The organism is Streptomyces sp. NPDC007808 (genome assembly GCF_042868655.1).
Lineage (GTDB): Bacteria > Actinomycetota > Actinomycetes > Streptomycetales > Streptomycetaceae > Streptomyces.
In genome coordinates, this window is the sequence record NZ_JBIAEQ010000003.1 from 862542 (window position 1) to 885462 (window position 22921).

Sequence of the window (22921 nt, forward strand, 5' to 3'; positions counted from 1 at the left end):
CCGGGCAATTCAGATGGGTGCCGTCCCGGTGGGACGTCGATGAGGGGCGGCGGTCGGGTCGCGGGCGGGCGGCTTCTATAGTGACCGAATCGGAGGGCGGATAATTCCGGGGTACGGCCCGGAGACTCCTTTTCGGGACATCCGGCCCGCCCCGACCGAGAGGACGATCATGAGTACGCCGAGCACGCGGCTGCCCGAGGGCCGCTACGGCCGCTCCTCGGACGCGCGCGCCGACCGCACGCTCAAGGTCGTCGGCGCGGTGCTCGGTGCGGCGCTGCTGGCTCTGGTCGGGTACTTCGGCTACCACTACGTCGCCCAGAACAAGATCAGCGCCGAGGTGATCGGCTTCGACGCGGCCGAGGACTCGGTGAAGGTCCATCTGGAGGTCCGCAAGGACGCCGGTGCCTCCGGTTACTGCACGCTGCGCTCCCAGGCGGAGAACGGCGCCGAGGTGGGCAGGGCCGACTTCCGTTTCGACGGGGACGCGACCCGGATCGACAAGGTCGTCACCCTGCGTACGACCTCCCTGGGAACGACGGCCGAGCTGCTCGGCTGCCACGCCGACTGAGCCGGTTGACCGGAACCGATCGAGGCTGGTCGACACCGACCGGATCCGCCCGGAATGCATAGGCGCTGACCTGCGTCGATGCAATTCTGGTGGCTTATGTCCTCCCCCTTCGGCCATTGAATTGTTAGGCTCGTGGTTTCGCCCTTCCGTGAGGGAACATCCTTCTGGGTAGGGCGATGCTTTGTATTCCCAGTACCTACGAGGAGCACCTGTGACCCAGACCAGCGAGAACGTCACCTGGCTTACCCAGGAGGCGTACAACCAGCTCAAGGCCGAGCTGGAGTACCTGTCTGGTCCTGCGCGCACGGAGATCGCCGCCAAGATCGCGGCCGCGCGCGAGGAGGGCGACCTGCGCGAGAACGGCGGGTACCACGCGGCCAAGGAGGAGCAGGGCAAGCAGGAGCTCCGAGTGCGCCAGCTGACCCAGCTCCTGGAGAACGCCAAGGTCGGCGAGGCCCCGGCGTCTGCGGACGGTGCGGTGGCCCCCGGCATGGTCGTGACGATCGCCTTCGACGGTGACGAGGACGACACCCTGACCTTCCTGCTCGCCTCACGCGAGTACGCGAGCTCCGACATCGAGACGTACTCGCCGCAGTCCCCGCTGGGCTCCGGCGTGATCGGCCACAAGGTCGGCGAGGACGCGGAGTACGAGCTCCCGAACGGCAAGAAGGCCTCGGTGAAGATCCTGAAGGCCGAGCCCTACAGCGGCTGACCCGGACCGCGCGGCGGCCGAGCCCGACCGACCCGTCCACCGCCGAAGCCCCCGGCGCCCTTCCGGCGCCGGGGGCTTCGGCTATGCCGTCGCGGAGCGGTACTTGCGCACCGCGAGGGTCCGGAAGACCACGAGGATCAGCACCGAGTAGATCAGCGAGGCCCACACCGGGTGCTGCATGGGCCAGGCGTCCGACGGCGACTGGCCCGGGTTGGCGAACAGCACCCTGCAGGCCTGCACGGTCGCGCTGAACGGGTTCCACTCGGCGATGTGCCGCAGCCACGGGGTCATGTGACTGGTGTCCACGAACGCGTTCGAGATGAAGGTGACCGGAAAGAGCCAGATCAGGCCGCTTGAGGTGGCCGCCTCGGGTGTCCGGACGGACATGCCGATCAGGGCGCCGATCCAGGTGAAGGCGTACCCGAGCAGGAGCAGCAGTCCGAAGGCCCCGAGCACTCGGCCCGCGTTGGTGCTGCCGTCCGACCCGACGCGCCAGCCGACCAGCAGGGCGACCACCGCCAGGACGACCAGGGTCAGGGCGGTCTGGACGAGGTCGGCGAAGGTGCGTCCGGTGAGCACGGCGCCTCGGGCCATCGGCAGGGAGCGGAAGCGGTCGATGAGCCCCTTGTGCATGTCGTCGGCGATGCCCGCGCCGGAGCTGGCGGTGGCGAAGGTGACGGTCTGCGCGAAGATGCCCGCCATCAGGAAGTTCTTGTAGTCGACGGCACTGGTGCTGCCGCCGATCTGCATGGATCCGCCGAAGACGTAGGTGAACAGGACCACGAACATGATCGGCTGGATGAGGCCGTAAATGATCATCTCGGGGATCCGGGACATCCGGATCAGGTTGCGCTTGGCGACGACCACCGAGTCCCGGATCGACTGGCTGACCGGGTTGGCGGCCGGCGCGACGCGCACGGCGTCGGTGAGAGCGCTCATTTCTTGACGGCCTCCTTGCCGTTCTCCTCGTCCTTCACCTCGGCCACGTGGCCCGTCAGGGAGAGGAACACGTCGTCGAGGGTCGGGCGGCGCAGACCGATGTCGTCGATCTCGATGCCGCGGGTGTCGAGCTCGCGGATGACCTCGGCGAGCAGCTTGGCGCCGCCGGTCACCGGCACGGTGAGCTTGCGCATGTGGTCCTCGACCGTCGTGTCCCCCTTGCCGAAGCCGCGCAGCACTTCGGAGGCGGCCCGGATGTCGTCGCGCTCGTGCACCACGACCTCGACGCGTTCGCCGCCGGTGCGGGCCTTGAGCTGGTCGGAGGTGCCTTTGGCGATGACACGGCCGTGGTCGACGACCGCGATCTCGTGCGCGAGGTGGTCGGCCTCCTCCAGGTACTGGGTGGTGAGCAGCAGCGTCGTACCGCCCGAGACGAGCCGCTTGATGACCTCCCAGAGCAGTTGGCGGTTGCGCGGGTCGAGGCCGGTCGTCGGCTCGTCCATGAACATCACGGGCGGTGAGACCACCAGGGCGGCCGCGAGGTCGAGGCGGCGGCGCATGCCGCCGGAGTAGGTCTTGGTGGGGCGGTCGGCGGCGTCGGCGAGGTCGAACTGCTCCAGCAGCTCGCCCGCGCGCACCTTCGCAGCCTTGGCTTTCATCTGGTAGAGCTGGCCGACCATCTGCAGGTTCTCGCGGCCCGTGAGGTATTCGTCGACCGCCGCGAACTGGCCGGACAGTCCGATGGAACGGCGGACGGCGTCCGGCTGCTTGAGGACGTCGATGCCCGCGACGACCGCCGAGCCGCTGTCAGGGCGCAGCAGGGTGGTCAGACAGCGGACGGTCGTCGTCTTGCCCGCGCCGTTCGGCCCGAGCAGACCGAGGACCGTGCCCTCGGGGACATCGAGGTCGACGCCGTCCAGAGCCCTTACGTCACCGAAGGTCTTCACCAGGCCTTCGGCATAGATGGCGCCTGGCATATGAATCTCCACGTCGTCGGGGAAACTTCGGGAAGCCTAGGTTTGCACTTTTCATGCCGCTCGTGGCGGGAATACGGCAACACACCATAACGCGATGTATCGCGTCCCACAACGGATTTACCCGAACGAGTGACAAGGAGGCTGTGACCTGGTCTTTCGCCGCCCCGACCGCTCAGCCGATGACGATGTAGCCCGCCTCGCGGAGGGCTTGGCCGACCTCGACGCAGTGCGCGGTGCCCTTCGTCTCCAGGTGCAGCTCCACCTCCGCCTCCGTGAGCCCGAGCCGTGGGTCGGTCCGGACATGGCTCACGTCGAGGACGTTGGCGTCCACCGCCGACAGCACCCCCAAGAGCGTGGCGAGCGCACCCGGCCGATCCGTCAGCCGCAGCCGAACGGCCAGGTAGCGGCCCTGCGCGGCCATGCCGTGCCGCAGCACCCGCTGCAGCAGCACCGGGTCGACGTTGCCGCCGGACAGCACCGCGACCACCGGGCCCTCGAAGGCGCCGGGGTCGCTCAGCAGCGCCGCGACGGGGCTCGCCCCCGCGGGCTCGACGACCAGCTTGGCCCGCTCCAGGCACAGCAGCAGGGCGGTGGCCAGCTCGTCCTCGGTGACCGTGCGGACCTCGTCGACGAGTTCGCCGATGATCCGGAACGGCACCTCACCGGGCCTGCCGACCCGGATGCCGTCGGCCATCGTCGCCGGGTTGTCGACCGCGACCGGATGCCCGGCTGCCAGCGAGGGCGGATACGCCGCCGCGCCCGCCGCCTGCACGCCCACGATCCGCACGTCCGGCCGCAGCGCCTTGACCGCCCTAGCGATGCCCGCCGCGAGCCCTCCCCCGCCGATGCCGACGACGATCGTCCGCACCTCCGGGCACTGCTCCAGGATCTCCAGGCCGACCGTGCCCTGGCCCGCGATGACGTCGGGATGGTCGAAGGGGTGGATGAACACCGCGCCCGTCTCGTGCGCGTACTCCTGCGCCGCGGCCAGCGTCTCGTCGACCACCTGGCCGTGCAGGCGCACCTCGGCGCCGTAGTCCTTGGTGGCGCTGATCTTCGGCAGCGGGGCCCCCTTCGGCATGAACACCGTGGAGTGCACGCCGAGCAGCGACGACGCGAGGGCGACGCCCTGCGCGTGGTTGCCGGCGCTGGCGGCCACGACCCCCGCCGCCCGCTCCTGCGGCAGCAGCCCGGCGATCCTCACGTAGGCGCCGCGCAGCTTGAACGAGCCCGTCCGCTGGAGGTTCTCGCACTTGAGGTGCACCGGCGCTCCCACCAGCTGGGACAGGTGCCTGCTGCCCTCCATCGCCGTCACCCGTGCCACGCCCGAGAGCATCTTCTGGGCGCCGCGCACGTCGTCGAGCGTGACGGGAGGCAAGGAGTCAGCCGTGCTGTAGCTCATGACTCAAGTCTCGCAGTTCACAGGCGCCGGGCCCTGGTGTGACCAAGCACCGAGATGGGTTTGGGCAGCGCCGGTACACCCCGCGTCCGGGCCGCGTACCCTGTCCCCCAACCCAGCACCCCCTTCATGAAGTGAGCCCCCGGCCATGCCCACAACACCTGAAATGTCGATGGACATGACGACCGTCGCGGACAGCGGTCTCCTCGACACGCTGCAGCACGAGGTGGCGGTGTTCGCCCGTCGTGCCGAACAGACCCGGCTCGGTGGGGTCGGGCAGGTGCGCAACTCCATGGACCGCGCCGCATACCTGCTGCTCAACCGCCTCGACAAGGAAGGCCCCATGGGCGTCAAGGCGCTCGCCGCGAGCATGGGGATCGACTCGTCGACGGTCACCCGGCAGGTGGCGCCGCTCGTCGACACGGGGCTCGTCAAGCGGACCTCGCACCCCGAGGACGGCCGGGCGGTGGTGCTGCAGCTGTCCCCGCGCGGGCAGTCCCGGCTGGAGGAAGTGCGCTCGTCCCGGCGCCAGTTGATGGCCGAGCTCACGCAGGACTGGGACCCGGAGGAGCGCGAGGCGTTCTGCACGCTCCTCACCCGCTTCAACGTCGCGCTCTCCTCACGGATGGCGGCCCAGGGCATCTCCGGCGCGGAACCGTCCTCGGCGTCCTGACGGATCGGGACCGGCCGGTGCGCCGGTCACGCGGCAGGTTCGGGCACGCGCGCGTGCACATGGGGCCCCGGTCGCTGATCGGGGCACGGGTCTTGACCTTGGGCCGATGCTGGCCTCATATGAAACCGGGCCCTCGTTCACCCGCACGACTCGTGTGCGACGGACGCGCCACGCGCGCGGCCGGGGCCCGCTTCCTCAGGGCGTGTTCAGGCGGGAGGGGTGGTGGGACGACGGCGTGCGGCCCAGGACGCCCGCCGGGCCCGGGAGTTCGAGGCGTTCGTCGCGGGCGCGGCAGGGCGGCTGCTGCATGCCGCCACGCTGCTCACCGCGGAGCCACCGGACGACAACCCGCAGGCCCGGCGCCTTCTGACACTGTCGCTGGCGCACACGTACGCGTGCTGGGACCGGCTGCGCGGCGAGGATCCCTACGACCGTGCCCGCCAGTACCTGGCCACCCGCTTCTCCCGGTCCGCCTGGCACCGGTACGGCGGCGGCCTGGGCGTCCTCGGCCGGTCCCGCCCGCACCCCGGCAGCCCGCTCGCCGTCCTCTCCCCGCAGGAACGCCTGATCCTGGTGCTGAGGCTGTACGAGGGCGTCGCCGAGGAGCAGGTGGGGGCGCTGCTCGGCCTGCCCGCGGAGCGCGTCCACGCGATCTGCGACCGGGCGACGGCGACGGTGCTGCATCCGCCGCGAGGGCCCGCGCCGGCCGTCCTGGGAGCCGAGGTGGTGTCGCCGTGAATCGCAGCCAGCGGGAGGCGGCCGCGCGGCGGCTCATGGACCGCACGCCGCCGCCGGTGCCGCCGGACCTGTATCCGGAGGCCGTTCGGCGCGGTGGCCGGATGCTGCGCCGCAGGACCGCAGTCGTACGCCTGATGTGGCTGGTGCTGTTCGCCGCGTCGGTGGCGTTCGTGGTGTGGGCGGTGCTGGCCCGCCCGTGGGTGGAGCCGCCGTCGGAGACGACTCCACCGCTGACAGGCTGGTGACCTTTCCCGCGGAGCCCGGACCGGGGGTGTGCCCGGACCGTGGGTGCGCCCAGACCGAGGGTGCGCCCAGACCGAGGGCGTGCCCAGACCGAGGGCGTGCCCAGACCGAGGGCGTGCCCAGACCGAGGGCGTCGCGAAAGTCCCGCACAGCACCCGCGGCACCCGGGACTTCCGGAACGCTCCTAGGCCAGCGCCTGCTGGAGGTCCTCCAGGAGGTCGTCCACGTTCTCGATGCCCACGGAGAGGCGCACGAGATCGCCGGGAACCTCCAGGGCGGAGCCGACAACGGACGCGTGCGTCATGCGTCCCGGGTGCTCGATGAGGGACTCGACGCCGCCCAGGGACTCCCCGAGCGTGAACACCTTGGCGCGGTTGCAGACCTCGACGGCCGCCTCCTCGCCGCCGGCGACCTGGAAGGAGATCATGCCGCCGAACGTCCTCATCTGCTTGGCGGCGACCTCGTGACCGGGGTGCTCGGGAAGGCCGGGGTACAGGACGCGGGTCACGCGCGCGTGCCGGGTCAGCATGTCGGCGATCTTCGTGGCGTTCTCGCTGTGCCGGTCCATGCGCACCGAGAGCGTCTTGGTGCCCCGCAGCACCAGCCAGGAGTCGAAGGGCCCGGCGACCGCGCCCATCGCGTTCTGGTGGAAGGCCAGTTCCTCACCGAGGTCCGGGTCGCTGACGATCAGGGCGCCGCCGACGACGTCCGAGTGGCCGCCCATGTACTTGGTCAGGGAGTGCACCACGACGTCCGCGCCGAGGGACAGCGGCTGCTGCAGGTAGGGCGTGGCGAAGGTGTTGTCGACGACGAGCCGGGCGCCCGCGTCCCGGGCGATCTGGGCGACGGCGGCGATGTCGGTGATGCCGAGCAGCGGGTTGGAGGGGGTCTCCACCCAGACGACCTTGGTCTTCGGGGTGATGGCGGCCCGTACGGCGGACGGGTCGCTGGTGTCGGCGACCGACCACTCCACGCCCCACCGGGAGACGACCTTGGCGAAGAGGCGGAACGTGCCGCCGTACGCGTCGTTGGGGATGACCACGTGGTCGCCGGGGCTGAGCAGCGTACGCAACAGGCAGTCCTCGGCCGCCAGTCCGGACGCGAACGCGAGCCCGCGGCGGCCGCCTTCCAGTGCGGCGAGGTTCTCCTCCAGGGCGGTCCTGGTCGGGTTGGCGCTGCGGCTGTACTCGTAGCCGCCGCGCAGGCCGCCGACACCGTCCTGCTTGTAGGTCGAGACCTGGTAGATCGGCGGGACGACCGCGCCGGTCAGGGGATCGGCGGTGTTGCCCGCGTGGATCGCGAGGGTCTCGAAATGCTGGTTGATATGCCTGTCGCTCATGGGCACCGAGGGTAGTGCGCGAACGCCGCACGTGCCGGGCGGCGGGTTTTCGGCGGGGGCCGGGGGCCACTCGTTGGCCAATTGTCGGCGGCGTCTGGAACGCTGGAGGCATGGAGATTCTCTGGGTCCTGATCGCGCTGCTCATGGTCGCCTTCGTGGTGGTGCCGTTCATGAGGCGCAGGCGGGGCATGATCGAGCAGGTCCCGCCGGGCCACCCGGACGCCGCGGACCCGGCGAACTACGGCTTCGTACGGCAGGAGGAGCTGGACATCCGCATGCCCGGCCCCGACCAGGACCTGCTGGACGTCCTCGACCTGGTGCAGCGCACCCAGGACTACCGAGCCGCCTCGCAGCTGCTGGCCGGCACGGAGGCGGAGGGCGAGCTGCGCTGGCAGCGGGTGCAGGCCTTCGCCGGTGCCGCGTCGCTGGAGCTGCAGCAGCGGCCGGGCGGGGTCGGCGAGTCGCCGGGCGGTCAGTGGCTGCGGGTGTGGCGGACCGAGCAGCCCAAGGACGCGGGCGGGGCGGCCGTGCACGCGGAGTTCCTGGTGCAGCAGGCGTGGCGCACGGCGACGCCGGGCACGGACGAGTTCCGGATCATCATGGAGGAGGCGAAGTCGGCGTGTTCCGACGCCGCGCTGCTCGCCCCCGGTGATCCGATCCCGTACATCGTCGAGCTGTCGGTGGCGCGTGGACTGGCCTATTCCCGACCGGAGTTCGAGCAGCTCTGGCTGAAGATACTGGACCGTGCCCCGGCCCACATGGGCGCGCACCTCGCGGCCCTGCACTACTGGTGCGAGAAGTGGCACGGCTCGCGTGCGCTGGCGTACGACTTCGCGGAGGCGGCGGCGGCACGCGCGCCCCAGGGCTCCCTCCTCGCCGCGATGCCGCTGTTCGCGGTCTTCGAGCACATGCCCGAGGTGAACCTGGTCAGCGGCTTCTACCAGAGCGAGGTCGTGACGAAGGCGATCCACGGCGCTCTGTACGCGGTGCACGCCGCGCGCCCCGACGACCCGATGCTGGCGCACGTACGGCACCTGCTGGTCTTCTTCCTGGTCCGCGGTGAGCGCTGGGCGGAGGCGATGGACCAGCTGGTGCACGTCGACGGCCATGTCGGTGCCCTGCCCTGGACCCTGTCCGCCGACCCGGCGGCCGAGTTCGCGGTCTACCGCGCACTGGCGGTGGCTGGCTACGAGGCGAACGGCGGCAGCCCGGCGACACTGCCGCACTGAGTTCCCGCGCCGCGCTGGAACTCAGTGCCCGCGCCGCGCGGGCGGCAGCGGCGTGGCGCGGAATCCGAGAGGCCGGCCGTGCGTTGAAGGGGGTACCGCCGGCGGGGACGACCCGCCGGAGCACCGCAGCCGTCGCCCTCAGGGTCGCGAGGCCCGCAAGGAAGGAACCGTCATGCTCTTCGGCCGTACGCCCGTCCTGCCCACCCCCGAGCAGGCGCTGAAGGGCCGCCCGGACCCGGCCTTCGCGGTCCCCGACCGTCACACGGTCCTCGGCAACCCGCTCCTCGGTCCCTACCCCGAGGGCCTGGAGATCGCCGACTTCGGCCTGGGCTGCTTCTGGGGCGCCGAGCGCAAGTTCTGGCAGCTCCCGGCCGGCGTGTGGACGACCCTGGTCGGCTACCAGGGCGGCTACACCGAGAACCCCACCTACGAGGAGGTCTGCTCGGGCCTGACCGGCCACACGGAGGCCGTGCGCGTGGTCTACGACCCGAGCGTGATCTCGTACGAACGCCTCCTGAAGACGTTCTGGGAGTCCCACGACCCCACGCAGGGCTTCCGTCAGGGCAACGACGTCGGCACGCAATACCGCTCGGCGATCTACACGCACACTCCTGACCAGGCGAAGACGGCCGAGACTTCCCGCGAGTCCTACCAGAAGGTCCTGACCGGCTCCGGCTACGGCACGATCACCACGGAGATCCTCCCGGCGCAGGAGCGGACCTTCTATCCGGCCGAGGGGTACCACCAGCAGTACCTGGACAAGAACCCGGCGGGCTACTGCGGGATCGGCGGGACCGGGGTGTCCTGCCCGATAGGTGTGGCCAAGGCCGACGGGTGAGCACCGGCGTGTCCGCCGCGCGGCCCGCGGCGCCGTGGCGGGAACGGCTGCCGTCGTGCCCGCCCCTCACCGCGACGTTCCGCGGCGCCCAGGCGGACGCCGGATGCGCTCCGGGAATCTTGGTGTGCTGTGATCGTTCTGGCGATAGGGTGCACGCTCCACACACGACTTTCACGGAGCGTTCATGCGTCGCAAGCGCACCATCGGCATCGCCGCGACCGTCGCGGCCCTGTTCACGCTGAGCCTGGGAGCCGGGCAGGCGTCCGCCAGCACGGTCACCGGCACCTCGGTCTCCACCAGCTGGGGCTACGCCAAGGCCAAGACCCAGTGGCGGCTGAACCCGTACCGCCTCGACCCGGTGTACCTCTACGTCGAGGACAAGGCGTCCGACGGCCACGGCGTGGCCGTACGCCTGGTGACCGCCGGCGCCGCCGGGACCGTCTACTACCAGCTGCGCCGGGTGTCCACCGGTGTCGGCACGGCCGGTGAGTGGTACACCTACGCGAACCCCGGCGGCTGGATAGACCGGGCCTGGATCGAGCTGTGCCACATGGAGGGGACCACGGTGCTGCGGTGTGCCTCCTCCTCGGTCATGTACCCGGCCTACGACGACAGCGGCAACGCCGATCCGTTCTAGGCACCCGGTTGCGAGCCGACCACCAAGGGCCGGCCGGGAGAGACCCGGCCGGCTCGCTCACGGAGATCACCGGGGGCGGCCGATGACTGCGACGGGCGAGCGCCCGGAGCCCTGATTCAGCCCTCGCCGCGAGCTGGATCTTCGAGGAGAACCTACGGCCGTTCTGCGAGTCGGTCGCGGAGTTCTCCGGCCACGGCTTCGACGACTCCGACGGGCAGGCAGTGGAGAACGCCCTTCCCGAGACGGACGTGGAGACGGGCGACTGCCCGGTGAGCGGCTCACCGGGTCAGCCGGAAAAACCTGTCGCGGCGATGTCGAGAAACCACGACCGGCTCCGTCCCCGAGGTGAACGCGACCAGAATGGGTCGCACAGCACCGAGGAGAACACCATGGCCAAGTACCTGCTGCTCAAGCACTACCGCGGTGCCCCGGCCGCGGTGAACGACGTGCCGATGGACCAGTGGACGCCGGAGGAGATCTCCGCGCACATGCAGTACATGCGGGACTTCGCGGACCGGCTGGAGACGAGCGGGGAGTTCGTCGACGGTCAGGCGCTCGCGCCCGAGGGGACGTGGGTCCGGTACGACGGTGAGGGCCGCCCGCCGGTCACCGACGGTCCGTTCGCCGAGACCAAGGACCTCATCGCCGGCTGGATGGTGATCGACGTCGACAGCTACGAGCGTGCCGTGGAACTGGCCGGGGAACTGTCGGCGGCCCCCGGGGCGGGCGGCAAGCCGATCCACGAGTGGCTGGAGGTGCGTCCGTTCCTCGCCGCGCCGCCCACCATCACGGAGTGACCTCTCCTCATGGACGAGGCACTGCTGCGGAGCCTCACACCGGGTGTGCTCACCGTTCTCGTCCGCCGCGGAGCCGACTTCGCGGCGGCCGAGGACGCCGTGCAGGACGCGCTGGTCGAGGCGGTCCGCGTCTGGCCGGACGATCCGCCGCGGGACGCGAAGGGCTGGCTGGTCACGGTGGCCTGGCGCAAGTTCCTCGACCAGGCGAGGTCGGACGCCGCCCGCCGCCGGCGTGAGGGCCTCGTGGAGGAGGAACCGGCGCGCGGGCCCGCGCCCGCCGCGGACGACACCCTTCAGCTGTACTTCCTGTGCGCCCACCCGTCGCTGACTCCCTCGTCCGCGGTCGCGCTCACCCTGCGCGCCGTCGGCGGGCTCAGCACCCGGCAGATCGCCCGGGCCTACCTGGTGCCGGAGGCGACGATGGCCCAGCGCATCAGCCGGGCCAAGCGCACCGTCTCCGGCGTACGGTTCGACCAGCCCGGCGATGTCGCCACCGTGCTGAGGGTGCTCTACCTGGTCTTCAACGAGGGCTACTCCGGCGACGTCGACCTCGCCGCCGAGGCCATCCGGCTCACCCGGCAGCTCGCGGCCCAGGTCGACCATCCCGAGGTGGCGGGGCTGCTCGCCCTCATGCTGCTCCACCACGCCCGGCGCGCCACCCGGATCGCGCCCGACGGCGGGCTCGTGCCGCTCGCCGAGCAGGACCGCGGCCGATGGGACACCGCGGCGATCGCCGAGGGCGTCGGCATCCTGCAGGCCGCCCTGGCACGCGACCGGCTGGGCGAGTTCCAGGCGCAGGCCGCCATCGCCGCCCTGCACGCCGACGCGCCCACCGCCGAGGAGACCGACTGGGTGCAGATCGTCGAGTGGTACGACGAACTCGCGCGCCTGACCGACAGCGCGATCGTCCGGCTCAACCGCGCGGTCGCCGTCGGCGAGGCCGACGGACCGCGTGCCGGGCTGGCGGCGCTCGCCGCTGTGGACGACACGCTGCCCCGGCACGCCGCGGTGGCCGCGTACCTCCACGAGCGCGACGGCGACCTGGCCACGGCGGCACGGCTGTACGCCGACGCGGCCGGGAAGGCACCCAACTTCGCCGAACGCGACCACCTCACCCGGCAGGCCGCCCGGCTCAACGTCCGGCGGGGACGCTGAGGCCACCCGTCCCGGTCACCGCTGAGGCCACCGGTCCGGGGCGGCAGCAGTCGGTCCTCGGTCGTCCGTCGTCCGTCGCCGGTCATCGGTCATCGGTCGCCGGTCGCCGGTCGCCGGTCGCCGCTGAGGCCACCGGTCCCGGTCGGCAGCAGTCGGTCCTCGGTCGTCCGTCGTCCGTCGCCGGTCGCCGGTCATCGGTCATCGGTCGCCGGTCGCCGGTCGCCGGTCGCCGCTGAGGCCACCGGTCCCGGTCGGCACAGTCGGTCCTCGGTCGTCCGTCGCCGGTCATCGGTCATCGGTCATCGGTCGCCGCTGAGGCCACCGGTCCCGGTCGGCAGCAGTCGGTCCTCGGTCGTCCGTCGCCGATCATCGGTCATCGGTCGCCGGTCGCCGGTCGCCGCTGAAGCCACCGTTCCCGGTCGGCAGCAGTCGGTCGCCGGTCGCCTGTCGTCGGTCCTCGGGCGCCGGTCGCCGGTCGCCGGTCGTCCGTCATCCGTCATCCGTCATCCGTCGTCGGGCGATTGTCGGACCCGGCTGCTTTCATGGGGTGCATGACCAGCAGAAGCGTCGTCGTGGAGCGGCGCGTCGCCGCGGGCCGGGGGCCCGTGTGGGAGGCGCTGACCGACATCGAGGGAATGGAGCGCGTGCTCAGCGGCGTCTCCAGGGTCGAGGTCGTCACGGAGGGGGCCTTCGGGGTGGGCACCCGGTGGCGCGAGACCCGGCGCATGTTCGGCAAGGAGGCCACCGAGGAGATGTGGGTGACCGCCTGCGAGGCGCCCGAGCGCTATGTGGTGGAGGCCGAGTCGCACGGCACCCACTACGTCTCGGAGTGGGTGGTGAGGGCGGACGGGCCGTCCGCGACGACCATTCGTATGACGTTCACGGCGGTGGCCCCCGGCGGGGTCGCGGGCCTGCTCACGAGACTTCTGGGCGGGGTCGGCGCACGGGCGGTGAGCAAGGCCGTCGCCAAGGACCTCGACGACATCGCCGCTGCGGTCGAGGGGCGCGGCGGCCACTGACGTGGCAGCGGTGGCGCCGGTGCGCGCGGCGGCCTGCGCACCGTTGCGCGTGAGCGTCAGCGGAGCGGGGAGGTCCCCGCCTTCGTCGCGTCCGCTCCCCAACTGGCCAGCAGCCGCAGGGCCTCCGCCGACGCCGACCCCGGCTCCGCGTGATACGTGATCAGTGTCTGCTCGGTGCCGTCGGACATGCGGAACGACTCGAAGTTCAGGGTCAGTTCGCCCACCAGGGGATGCCGGATGTGCTTGACGCCGTGGGTCTTCTCCTTGACGTCGTGGGTGGCCCACAGCCGCCGGAACTCCTCGCTCTTGACCGAGAGTTCGCCGACCAGGGCGGACAGCCGCGGGTCGTCGGGGTGGCAGCCGGCGTCCATCCGCAGATAGGCGACCATGTCGGACGCCTTCTGCTCCCACTCCACGAACAGGTCGCGGTACTCGGGCTTGAGGAACACCAGCCGTGCCCAGTTGCGCTCCTGGACCGGCAGCTCCGACCAGTCGCCGAAGACCGCCGCCGCCATCCGGTTCCAGGCGAGGATGTCCGAGCGGCGCCCCGCGACGTAGGCGGGTACCCCGTCGATCGACTCCAGCAGCTGCCGCAGCGCCGGCCGTACCTGCTCGGTGCGCGCCGCGGGCTTCTTCTTGTGCTGCTTGGGCTTCGCGAGGTGCGTCAGATGGGCGTGCTCGGCGTCGCTCAGCCGCAGCGCCCGCGCGATCGCGTCGAGGACCTCCGCCGATACGTTGCGCCCGTTGCCCTGCTCCAGGCGTGTGTAGTACGCCACGGACACCCCGGCCAGCTGTGCCAGCTCCTCGCGCCGCAGCCCCGGCACCCTGCGGTGGCGCCCGAAGTCCGGCAGTCCGACGTCCTCCGGCTTCAGCCGGGCACGCCGGGTGCGCAGAAACTCGCTGAGCTCGGCCCGCGGGTCCAGGCCGGCCCGGTCGGCACCGGTGTCGGTGGTGGGTCCGGACAGGGATTCGGGCTTTTCGTCCATGCCTCAAGTATTCCCGGTCCTACGCACAGGAGCCTGACCCCACCAGTGGTAGGACCGGCGAGCGTACGCACGATTGAGGTCTGGGTGGCGCCGTCTCTTCCCGGCAGGCTGAATGCCGTGCCCGGACGGACAGCGAAGACCAGAAGGCAGCCGGGCACGCGAACCCCGCTAGGAGATCCCCGGCATGACGACCGTTGCCGCATACGCCGCACCCGCCGCGAAGGCTCCGCTGGAGCGCACCACCATCGAGCGCCGCGAGGTCGGCGAGTTCGACGTCCTGATCGACATCAAGTTCGCCGGTATCTGCCACTCCGACATCCACCAGGCCCGCGAGGGCTGGGGCGAGGCGATCTTCCCGATGGTCCCCGGCCACGAGATCGCGGGCATCGTCTCCGAGGTCGGCCCGGGCGTGACCAAGTACAAGGCCGGCGACCGCGTGGGCGTCGGCTGCCTGGTCGACTCCTGCCGTGAGTGCGAGAACTGCGAGGCAGGCCTGGAGCAGTACTGCACCGGCGGCAATGTCGGCACCTACAACGCGCTCGACAAGAACGGCGAGCCGACCTACGGCGGCTACTCGGAGAAGATCGTCGTCGACGAGAACTTCGTCGTCCGCATCCCCGACGGCCTGTCCCTGGACGTGGCCGCGCCCCTGCTGTGCGCCGGCATCACCACGTACTCCCCGCTCAGGCACTGGAACGCAGGTCCGGGCAAGAAGGTCGCGATCCTCGGCATGGGCGGCCTCGGCCACATGGGCGTGAAGATCGCGCACGCGCTCGGCGCCGAGGTCACGGTCCTCTCGCAGTCCCTGCGCAAGAAGGAGGACGGGCTGAAGCTGGGCGCCGACCACTACTACGCGACCAGCGACGAGAACACCTTCGAGGAGCTGAGGGGCACCTTCGACCTCATCCTCTCCACGGTCTCGGCGCCGCTGGACCTGGACCGGTTCCTGTCCCTGCTCAGGACGGACGGCGCGTTCGTGAACGTGGGCGCTCCCGAGGAGCCCGTCAGGCTCAACCTCTTCTCGGTGATCGGCGGGCGCAAGACCCTCGCCGGATCCGGCATCGGCGGCATCCGGGAGACCCAGGAGATGCTGGACTTCTGCGCCGAGCACGGTCTCGGCGCCGAGATCGAGCTGATCGACGCCGAGCAGATCAACGAGGCGTACGAGCGGGTGCTGGACAGCGATGTGCGGTATCGGTTCGTGATCGACACGGCGACGATCTGACGTCGGCGGGCCCACCCCTGGCCGAGGGCCCCGGAGCCGTACCGCTCCGGGGCCCTCGGCATGAGCGGCTCGGGGCCGAGGGCGGAGTACCGAAGCAGTAGACCCGCCCCCTCCCCGGGACCGATGTGCCGTGTGGCGGGCCTGCCTAGCGTGGGAGGCGGAGCCAGTCCGATCCGTGTGAGACGAGGAGACAGCCCACGATGACCGTCGAGCTCAACCACACCATCGTCGCGGCGCACGACAAGAAGGCGTCGGCCCAGTTCCTCGCCGACATCCTGGGCCTGGCGGTGAGCCCGCAGTACGGCCCGTTCGTCCCGGTCGAGATCCCCAACGGCGTGACCCTGGACTATCTGGACACGCCCGGCGCGGTCACGCCGCAGCACTACGCGTTCCTGGTGTCGGAGGACGACTTCGACTCGATCTTCGGCCGGATCCGGGAGGCCGGTCTGACGTACTGGGCCGACCCGTACCACCGCCGTCCCGGCGAGATCAACCACAACGACGGTGGCCGCGGCGCCTACTTCGAGGATCCGAACGGGCACAACCTGGAGATCCTGACGAGGCCGTACGGCAGCGGCGGCTGACGCACCGGTTCCTCGGCGCCCGTGCGGGCGAGCGCGAACCGCCCGCCGGAGGAGCGGTTCCGGCGGGCGGTTCGGCGGCGGCCTCCCGGCACGCCGTACGGCTTACTTGCCGTAGTAGGCGTTGTAGATCGAGACCGTCGCCTTGTTGCCCTTCTTGTCGGCGACCTTGGAGTGGAAGGAGATCCCCTTCCCCTTCGCCGGATTCCTCACGGTGATCTTGCCGTTCCTGACGTCGAGCTTCTTCCAGGTCTGGCCGTAGTCGTACGACGCGTACACGTGCAGCGACCTGAGGTTGGCGCCCGCTGCCGAGCCGACGACGGTGACCGGGAACGTCACCTTCTTGTCGGCCTCGACCCGGCTGTCCAGGCCCGTCCTGGCGTTGAAGCGGACCGTGGAGGCCGCGAGCGTGGCCTGGTCACCGGTCGGCTTCTTGGAACGGAAGGTCCAGCTCGCGTCGATCCGCGTGGAGGCGGCCGCGACCTTGACGCTCCGCTTGACCGAGGTGGTCAGCCGGTACTCGGCCTCCGCGGCCGGGACCTTGAACGTCGCCCCGCCGAACAGCGGGTCGTCGTTGGTGCCCACCTTGGTGCCGTTGCGGTACAGGCTGGTGGCCACCGCCGTGAAGTCCGACGCGCCGGCGTGCTTGTGGGCGTCGGCGAACAGCGGCAGGAAGCCGTAGATCTCGTTGTCCTGACGGAACAGGCCGAATTCCTTGTTGATGTGCGGGCCGAAGACCGCCGTGTTGAAGGTCTTCGTGTAGCTCTGGCCCGCCTTGAACGTCTGCGGGCTGCCCAGGGTGTAGCCGGCGTCGATGATCGGGAAGCCGTCCGCGTCCCGGCCTGCGTACTGCTCGAAGTCGAACGTCCACTGGACCTTGTCGGACGTCGACAGGTACATCGTCCGCGAGCCCGGCAGCTTCTGCTCGATCGGAGCGCTGATCACGGCGTTGTCGGGGAAGACGCCCACGGGGAGCAGCGCGCCGGTCTTGCCGGGGGCCGCGGCACCCAGGCTGCTCTTCACCTCGGCGAGCTCGCCCGCCTTGAAGTGGCGGACCTTGTCCCCCTGGATCTTCTTGACCTCGGCGGTGGTCGCGACGTCGTACTCGGCGTCGTCTCCCTTCGTCCACTGGCCGTTCCAGCTCTGCACCAGGCCGCTCGCGACCTCCGGGCCGAGGTGCGCCATGCGCAGGTCGGCGAAGGAGGCGAGGCCGACGCCGAGGCCGATGCCCGCCGGGTCGTAGAAGTAGTCACTGGCGGCGAGCACCTGCTCGGCCCGCGCGTCCGGCACGGTGATGTCGGCCGACTTCGTCGTGCGGGCGTCGATCGTGACGGTGGTGTCCTTGGTGACGTTCAGCTTCGGCTGGACCAGCCAGTCGAGGCCGCCCTCCAGGGTCACCAGGTCCTTGGCGATCCAGGCGTCGAGCAGATACGTGCCCCTGGGCAGCCGCAACGTGGTGGTGCCGGACTCGGAGAGCGGAACCTGGTGGTCCAGGTTCGTGGCCAGGCCCGCGTAGCCGAACAGGGCGGTGTTGTACTCGGGCGCCGGCTTGCCGTCGCGGTCGACGTGTTTGACGGTGACGTCGTACGACTCCACCTCGCGCTGCACCGCGGCGGCCGTCCGGACGCTCTGGCCACCGCCCGCCGCCGTCACGTACGCGGAGTAGGCGCCGTCGAGGGTGCCGCCCAGCCTGGTGTCGACGGTGAGGTCGACGGCGGCCTCGCCGCCCGCGGGAACCGTCACCTTCGTCGCGCCGAGTTTGAAGAAGCCCGAGGGAGCCGGCCGGCCCTTGGGGTCGGTGGCCGTCGTGGACAGGGTGAGGGTGATGTCCTCGGTGCCGAGGTTGCGGTACGTCAGTTTCCTGGTGTCCGGCTTGTCGTCGGTGTGCGGCCACTCCTGCGTGCCGAAGCTCAGCGACACCGGGTCGGCGATCACCGTCTGCTTGACGGCCCTGTCGACCTGGACACGGCCCGAACCCTGCTGGAACGCCGTGTACTTGCCGCCCTTGGCGGAACCGGTCAGGGCACCCTTGAGCTCGGTGTACGACCAGTCCGGGTGCTGCTGCTTGAGGATCGCGGCGGCACCCGCGACGTGCGGCGTCGCCATGGACGTGCCCTCGATGGTCAGGTAGCCGGGCGGTTTCTCGCCGACCTCCTGCTCGAAGAGGCTGCCCTTGGCGGACGCGGCAGTGATGGCGACGCCCGGGGCGGTCACGTCCGGCTTGATGGCGCCGTCGCCGAGCCGGGGGCCGGTGCTGGACCAGGGCGCGAGCACGTCCTTGTCGTCGACGGCGCCGACGGTCAGCGCGGCCTCCGCGCTGCCGGGCGAACCGATCGACGCCGGACCGGAGTTGCCCGCCGCCACAGCGAAGAGGATGCCCTTCTCGGTGGACAGCCTGTTGACCGCCGCCTCCATCGGGTCGACCTCGGGGGTGTCCATGCCGCCGAGGCTCATGTTGACGACCTGGGCGCCCTGCTCGGCGGCCCACTCCATGCCCGCGACGATGCCGGAGTCGTCGCCGAAGCCCTCGTCGTCGAGGACCTTGCCGTTGAGGATGTCGGCGCCGGGAGCCACGCCCTTGTACTTCCCCGCGGACCTGGCGCCGGTGCCGGCCGCGATGGACGCGACGTGCGTGCCGTGGCCGACCTTGTCCTTCGCGTCGGCGGCCCGGGAGAAGTTCTTCTCCGCGATCACCTGGTCCTTGAGGTCCGGGTGGGTGGCGTCGACGCCGGTGTCCAGGACGGCGATCTTGACGCCCTTGCCGTCGTATCCGGCCGCCCACGCCTTGGGGGCGCCGATCTGCGCGACGGACTTGTCGAGGCTGGCCTTGCGGACACCGTCCAGCCAGACGTTCGCTATCCCGGAGGCGGTCCGGTCGCCGTTGGTGAGCGCGTCCCACAGCTCGGGCGTGTCCTGGTGGGAGGTCTGCACCGCGTCCGCGTTCAGGGACTTCAGGGTCCGGCGCAAGGTGCCCGCGTCCCGGACGTCCGCCTTGGTGGCGGCTGCGGCGCCCTTGTAGCCGACGATGACCTTCAGGCCCTTGGCCTGGGAGGTGCGGATCGCGGACTTGTTCAGCTCGGTGACGTCGAACAGCCGCTGGTCGAGCTTGCCCGCCGCGACCAGCCGCGCCGCGTCGGCCGGGATCACGAGCGTGTGCCCGTGGATCCGGCGGATCTGGACGGGTATGTGCCGGCGCCCCTGCGCCCGCTCCAGACCGACCACGCGGCCCTTGGAGTCGATGGAGACCCGGTCACCCGTGATCAGGGTGATGCGGTGGGGGGACGAGAACGAGCTGGCGGCGCCGGACGGGCGCTGCTCCGGTTCCGCCGACGCCGGGGTGGTCATTCCCGCGGCGAGGGCGATGGCGGCCGCTGAGGCGACAGAGGCCGCGCACACTCTTTTGACTTGTCTGCGCAAGTTTCCCCCTTGCAGAAGGTCCGGGTGAATCCCCGTTCACCCGGCCGGAGGAGGTCCCGTACGCCTACGCTTCGCCCCCCGGAACCCGCAGTATGCCGAGGCGCTGTCTGACGCCTCAAGAGATGCGCGGAAGATGAGAAGCACTCCCACCGACTGTTACGCGACGGCGTGAACTCCGTTACCCGTTCGCCGGTTTGCGCCCCCGCATCCTCCCTTGACACCGATCCGCGCTGCCCAGCCGGCCACTCCGGAAACACCGATGCCGCCCCCTGAGGGGCGGCATCGGTCAGCTGTGGGAAAGCTGTCGTGAGGCTGCGTACGAAGCAACCTCAAGGGTTCGTCACGCGGCGGAGCCGGCCTTCCACTGGGCCCAGTCCATGTTCCAGCCGTTGAGGCCGTTGTCGGGCGCGATGGTCTTGTCGCCGGTGTTCTGGACGACCACGACGTCACCGACGATCGAGTTGTTGTAGAACCAGTAGCCCGCGGTGCCCTTGTCGTTGGCGCCCTTGGTGTCGGACAGACCCACGCAGCCGTGGCTGGTGTTGACGCTGCCGAAGATGGACTTGGCGCCCCAGTAGTTGCCGTGGATGAAGGTGCCGGAGGTGGACAGGCGGATGGCGTGCGGCACGTCCTTGATGTCGTACTCGCCCTTGCCGTCGTCGTCGGTGAAGCCCACGGTCGCGCCGTTCATGCGCGTCTCCTTGAACTTCTCGGACATCACCATGATGCCTTCGTAGGTCTTGTTCTCCGGAGAACCCGCGGAGATCGGGATGGTCTTGATGGTCTTGCCGTCCTGCGTGACCTTCATCTGCTTGGTCTTCGCGTCGACGTAGCTGATCTGGTTGCGACCGATCTTGAAGCTGACCGTCTTCTGCTGGACGCCGTAGACACCCTCGGAGCCCTCGACACCGTCCAGGGACATCTTCAGGGTGACGGTGGCGCCCTCCTGCCAGTAGTCCTCGGGCCGGCAGTCCATGCGGGTGTCGTTGAACCAGTGGCAGGCGACCTCCTGACCACTGGTGGTGGAGACGGTGACGGCCTTCTGGACGGCCGCCTTGTTGCTGATCGCCTTGTCGAAGTTGATCGACACGGGCATGCCGACGCCGACGGTGGAGCCGTCCTCCGGCGTGTAGTAGCCGAGGAAGCTGTTCTTCGGGGAGACGGTGGTGAAGGAGGCGTTCTCATGGGCCTCAAGGCCCTTGGCGTCCTTCGCCGTCACGGTGATCTTGTAGGTGGTGGAGCGCTCCAGCTGGGCGCTGGGCTTCCAGCTGGTCCTGTCCGCGGATATCTCGCCCTCGACCGGGGCGCCGTCGGCGGTCTTCATCGTCACCTGGGTGAGTGAGCCCTTGCTCACGGTGACGGCGGCGGAGTTGTTGATGGAGGCGTTGTCGGTGCCGTCCTTGGGCGTGATCTTGATCTGAGCCGCGGAGGTCTTCTTGGCGGCCGCCTCGTCGACCTTGGACTGCGAGGTGTCGCCTCCGTCGCTCCCGGAGGCGCCGTCGTCGCCACCGGAGCAGGCCGAGAGCACCAGGACACCGCCGAGCAGTGCGGACGCGACCGTGAGGCCCTTGCGCCGCTTACTGTTCGTCATCACACGCTTCTCCATTGTTCCCGAATCCCCAAAACCCCGAGAGTCCCCGTCAAGGATCTTCAACGCTACGACCGGTTCGTCCCGTTCCACATCGCTGATATGTGTGGGGTACACCACCTCGGCCGAAGCCGGTGGTGCGGATGTCGGTCAGTGCGCCCCTTGAGACGACGAAACCCCGGGCGGCGGTTGCCGCCCGGGGTCACGATTTCCCCAAGACGCCTCAACCGACCCGCTTCGTCGCTTCGTCGTCGAAGTCCTCGTCGACATCATCGTCGTCGAGACCCCACTCGGGCGAATCGGGGTCGTGCTCGATGCGCTCGCTGGACCAGGACGCCTGCGCGAGTTCGATCCCCGGCACGTCACTGACCAGGTCGAAGGGATCGACCAGATAGGCGAGGGCCTCCGCGGTGTCTTCCGTCACAGCGCTCTCGGCCAGCGTCCGCTCGTCGGCCGGCATCGTGCTGTCCTCGGCGATCCGCCGCAGCGCGGCCCCGGTAAGAGCTTCTTCGTCGTCCACTTCGAGAACGACTTCCACGCGAACTCGTACAAAGCGTGATGTTTCTGGAGTGCTCATGCTCGGAGAGTACGACTCATTCCCCCCGTGACTTTCCCGTGACCCGCGACTTTCACTAACATCGCCCCACACGGCCAATTCGCCAGCACCACAAGGGGATCGATATTCCGTGTCCGCCGCTCACCGATCGCCGTCCACCGCACGCCGATCGCTGCTGACCGCCACCGCCGCGGGTGCCCTGCTGGGCGCCCTGTGGTTCGTGCCCTCCGCGAACGCGACGGGCGAGCAGCCGGCGAGAACGGAACCCTCGGCGACCCGGACGACGCAGCAGGCCAGGGCCGTCTCCGAGAGCACGGACGGCGCCACCGCGGACGGCACCCGGCTCGCCGACACCGGAAGCCTGGACACCACGCCGTACATCGTCGGCGGGACCGTCTTCCTCGCGGTGGGCGCGGGCTTCGTCGCCTACTCGGTGCGCCGGGAACGTCTCGGCTTCTGAAATCACTTGACGCTCCCTTCACCTGCGCTTCATAGTCCGCCCATGAAGAGATCATCGGGCGTGCGTGTAGCCGCCACGGTTGCCGTGAGCGCGCTGTCGCTCGCCCTTCTCACGGGCTGCGGGGGTGACTCCGGGGGCTCCGACGCGAAGGCGCTCAGCTCCGCGGAGTTGAAGAAGGCGATCATCGCCCAGGGCGATGTCGACGGATACAAGGTGGACGCGTCCGGCAAGCAGCTGCCGAAGTCCAAGGACGTCGTCAAGAGCGGCGAGGAGCAGTGCGCGCCGCTGGCCTACGCCATGGGTGGTCTGGCGCCGGGCGACTCGGCCTCGAACGCGGCCGTGATGGCCACGCAGGAGAAGAAGAAGCCCACCGACAACCCCTCCAAGTCCCTGGACGACCTGACCGAGGGTGAGTTCGAGGACGCCTTCACGGACGCCCTGAGCCTGGACATGACGGTCGTCGGGCTCTCCTCGTACGACGGTGACGGCGCCGAGAAGACCTTCAAGTCCGTGTCGGACGCGGTGAAGAGCTGCTCCGGGGGCTTCCCGCTCACCATGCAGGGCACGGACCAGAAGGTGACCTCGATCGCCGCGGAGAAGGCGTCCGGTGCCGGTGACGAGTCGGTGGCGTTCACCGCGAAGAGCGACGCGGAGGACGGCGACGTGGCCACCACGCACGTCGAGGTGGTCCGCCACGGCGGCACCATCGCCACGTACTACACGATGAACCTGGGCCTGATGATGACGGACAAGCCGTACGACGTGCCGGCCGCCGTGATCGACGCGCAGGCCGCGAAGCTGAAGTAACCCGCCCGCGCGGAGCATCGGGGCCCTGTCGGTCGTAC

The 22921-nt window shown here is 70.2% G+C and carries 23 protein-coding genes; 15 read left to right on the forward strand and 8 right to left on the reverse strand.

Annotated elements, in window-relative coordinates:
• Positions 1-169: 169 nt before the first annotated feature.
• Together ACFYNL_RS15575 and greA are read left to right on the forward strand one after the other, a co-directional pair.
• Positions 170-568, forward strand: coding sequence for a DUF4307 domain-containing protein (locus ACFYNL_RS15575; protein ID WP_388802556.1), 399 nt, complete (start codon positions 170-172; stop codon positions 566-568).
• Positions 569-779: 211 nt separating this feature from the next.
• Positions 780-1280 (forward strand): transcription elongation factor GreA, encoded by a 501-nt coding sequence (gene greA / locus ACFYNL_RS15580; protein WP_388802559.1) that lies wholly within the window; start codon positions 780-782, stop codon positions 1278-1280.
• A gap of 81 nt (positions 1281-1361) precedes the next feature.
• On the opposite strand, the gene ACFYNL_RS15585 is transcribed toward greA, so the two are convergent.
• The 3 genes from ACFYNL_RS15585 to ilvA form a co-directional block, all read right to left on the reverse strand.
• Positions 1362-2219 carry an ABC transporter permease gene (locus ACFYNL_RS15585; RefSeq protein WP_388802562.1) on the reverse strand — a complete coding sequence of 286 codons (858 nt, stop codon included), beginning with the start codon at positions 2217-2219 and terminating at the stop codon, positions 1362-1364.
• Positions 2216-3196, reverse strand: a complete 981-nt coding sequence (locus ACFYNL_RS15590; protein ID WP_388802565.1) for an ATP-binding cassette domain-containing protein — start codon at positions 3194-3196, stop codon at positions 2216-2218. Before ACFYNL_RS15590 ends, ACFYNL_RS15585 begins: the two co-directional genes overlap by 4 nt.
• A 172-nt stretch (positions 3197-3368) precedes the next feature.
• Entirely contained in the window at positions 3369-4598 is a 1230-nt protein-coding gene (gene ilvA, locus ACFYNL_RS15595) for a threonine ammonia-lyase (RefSeq protein ID WP_388802568.1), read from the reverse strand.
• Positions 4599-4761: 163 nt separating this feature from the next.
• Between ilvA and ACFYNL_RS15600 the strand changes: the two genes are divergently transcribed.
• The 3 genes from ACFYNL_RS15600 (at position 4762) to ACFYNL_RS15610 (ending at position 6251) form a co-directional block, all read left to right on the forward strand.
• Positions 4762-5268, forward strand: a complete 507-nt coding sequence (locus ACFYNL_RS15600) for a MarR family winged helix-turn-helix transcriptional regulator (protein ID WP_388802751.1) — start codon at positions 4762-4764, stop codon at positions 5266-5268.
• 222 nt (positions 5269-5490) lie between these two features.
• Positions 5491-6006, forward strand: coding sequence for a sigma factor-like helix-turn-helix DNA-binding protein (locus ACFYNL_RS15605; RefSeq protein ID WP_388802571.1), 516 nt, complete (start codon positions 5491-5493; stop codon positions 6004-6006).
• Complete coding sequence (locus tag ACFYNL_RS15610) at positions 6003-6251, forward strand: hypothetical protein (protein ID WP_388802573.1); 249 nt, start codon at positions 6003-6005, stop codon at positions 6249-6251. Before ACFYNL_RS15605 ends, ACFYNL_RS15610 begins: the two co-directional genes overlap by 4 nt.
• A gap of 182 nt (positions 6252-6433) precedes the next feature.
• Here the strand turns inward: ACFYNL_RS15610 and ACFYNL_RS15615 are convergent, their stop codons facing one another.
• A complete protein-coding gene (locus ACFYNL_RS15615) occupies positions 6434-7588 on the reverse strand; it encodes a cystathionine gamma-synthase (protein ID WP_388802576.1) in 1155 nt (384 codons plus the stop codon).
• A gap of 110 nt (positions 7589-7698) precedes the next feature.
• Here ACFYNL_RS15615 and ACFYNL_RS15620 point away from each other — a divergent pair, with 110 nt between their 5' ends.
• The 6 genes from ACFYNL_RS15620 (at position 7699) to ACFYNL_RS15645 (ending at position 13263) form a co-directional block, all read left to right on the forward strand.
• Positions 7699-8817 (forward strand): hypothetical protein, encoded by a 1119-nt coding sequence (locus ACFYNL_RS15620; protein WP_388802579.1) that lies wholly within the window; start codon positions 7699-7701, stop codon positions 8815-8817.
• A 172-nt stretch (positions 8818-8989) separates the two neighbouring features.
• Positions 8990-9655, forward strand: coding sequence for a peptide-methionine (S)-S-oxide reductase MsrA (msrA, locus tag ACFYNL_RS15625; protein WP_388802582.1), 666 nt, complete (start codon positions 8990-8992; stop codon positions 9653-9655).
• 184 nt (positions 9656-9839) lie between these two features.
• On the forward strand, positions 9840-10292 hold the full coding sequence (locus ACFYNL_RS15630; protein ID WP_388802585.1) for a hypothetical protein: 453 nt from the start codon (positions 9840-9842) through the stop codon (positions 10290-10292).
• A gap of 389 nt (positions 10293-10681) precedes the next feature.
• Positions 10682-11089 carry a YciI family protein gene (locus ACFYNL_RS15635; protein WP_388802587.1) on the forward strand — a complete coding sequence of 136 codons (408 nt, stop codon included), beginning with the start codon at positions 10682-10684 and terminating at the stop codon, positions 11087-11089.
• Between the two features lie 9 nt (positions 11090-11098).
• Positions 11099-12244, forward strand: a complete 1146-nt coding sequence (locus ACFYNL_RS15640) for an RNA polymerase sigma factor (RefSeq protein ID WP_388802589.1) — start codon at positions 11099-11101, stop codon at positions 12242-12244.
• A gap of 551 nt (positions 12245-12795) precedes the next feature.
• The gene (locus tag ACFYNL_RS15645) at positions 12796-13263 is read left to right on the forward strand and encodes an SRPBCC family protein (RefSeq protein WP_388802592.1); all 468 of its coding nucleotides are present in this window, start codon (positions 12796-12798) and stop codon (positions 13261-13263) included.
• Positions 13264-13319: 56 nt separating this feature from the next.
• Here ACFYNL_RS15645 and ACFYNL_RS15650 read toward each other — a convergent pair whose 3' ends face one another.
• Positions 13320-14249: a helix-turn-helix domain-containing protein gene (locus ACFYNL_RS15650; protein ID WP_388802595.1), complete on the reverse strand. Its 930-nt coding sequence runs from the start codon at positions 14247-14249 to the stop codon at positions 13320-13322.
• 184 nt (positions 14250-14433) lie between these two features.
• Between ACFYNL_RS15650 and ACFYNL_RS15655 the strand changes: the two genes are divergently transcribed.
• Both ACFYNL_RS15655 and ACFYNL_RS15660 read left to right on the forward strand, forming a co-directional pair.
• Positions 14434-15474, forward strand: coding sequence for an NAD(P)-dependent alcohol dehydrogenase (locus tag ACFYNL_RS15655; protein ID WP_388802598.1), 1041 nt, complete (start codon positions 14434-14436; stop codon positions 15472-15474).
• A 200-nt stretch (positions 15475-15674) separates the two neighbouring features.
• Positions 15675-16058, forward strand: a complete 384-nt coding sequence (locus tag ACFYNL_RS15660) for a VOC family protein (protein ID WP_388802601.1) — start codon at positions 15675-15677, stop codon at positions 16056-16058.
• Between the two features lie 102 nt (positions 16059-16160).
• Here ACFYNL_RS15660 and ACFYNL_RS15665 read toward each other — a convergent pair whose 3' ends face one another.
• From ACFYNL_RS15665 to ACFYNL_RS15675, 3 genes are all read right to left on the reverse strand, one after another.
• Positions 16161-19400 carry a S8 family serine peptidase gene (locus ACFYNL_RS15665; RefSeq protein WP_388802754.1) on the reverse strand — a complete coding sequence of 1080 codons (3240 nt, stop codon included), beginning with the start codon at positions 19398-19400 and terminating at the stop codon, positions 16161-16163.
• Between the two features lie 412 nt (positions 19401-19812).
• Positions 19813-21063 (reverse strand): Ig-like domain-containing protein, encoded by a 1251-nt coding sequence (locus tag ACFYNL_RS15670; RefSeq protein ID WP_388802604.1) that lies wholly within the window; start codon positions 21061-21063, stop codon positions 19813-19815.
• A gap of 220 nt (positions 21064-21283) precedes the next feature.
• Positions 21284-21637 carry a hypothetical protein gene (locus ACFYNL_RS15675; RefSeq protein ID WP_388802607.1) on the reverse strand — a complete coding sequence of 118 codons (354 nt, stop codon included), beginning with the start codon at positions 21635-21637 and terminating at the stop codon, positions 21284-21286.
• Between the two features lie 109 nt (positions 21638-21746).
• Between ACFYNL_RS15675 and ACFYNL_RS15680 the strand changes: the two genes are divergently transcribed.
• Together ACFYNL_RS15680 and ACFYNL_RS15685 are read left to right on the forward strand one after the other, a co-directional pair.
• Entirely contained in the window at positions 21747-22076 is a 330-nt protein-coding gene (locus tag ACFYNL_RS15680) for an LAETG motif-containing sortase-dependent surface protein (RefSeq protein WP_388802610.1), read from the forward strand.
• Positions 22077-22118: 42 nt separating this feature from the next.
• A complete protein-coding gene (locus tag ACFYNL_RS15685; protein ID WP_388802613.1) occupies positions 22119-22883 on the forward strand; it encodes a hypothetical protein in 765 nt (254 codons plus the stop codon).
• The last annotated feature ends 38 nt before the right edge of the window (positions 22884-22921 follow it).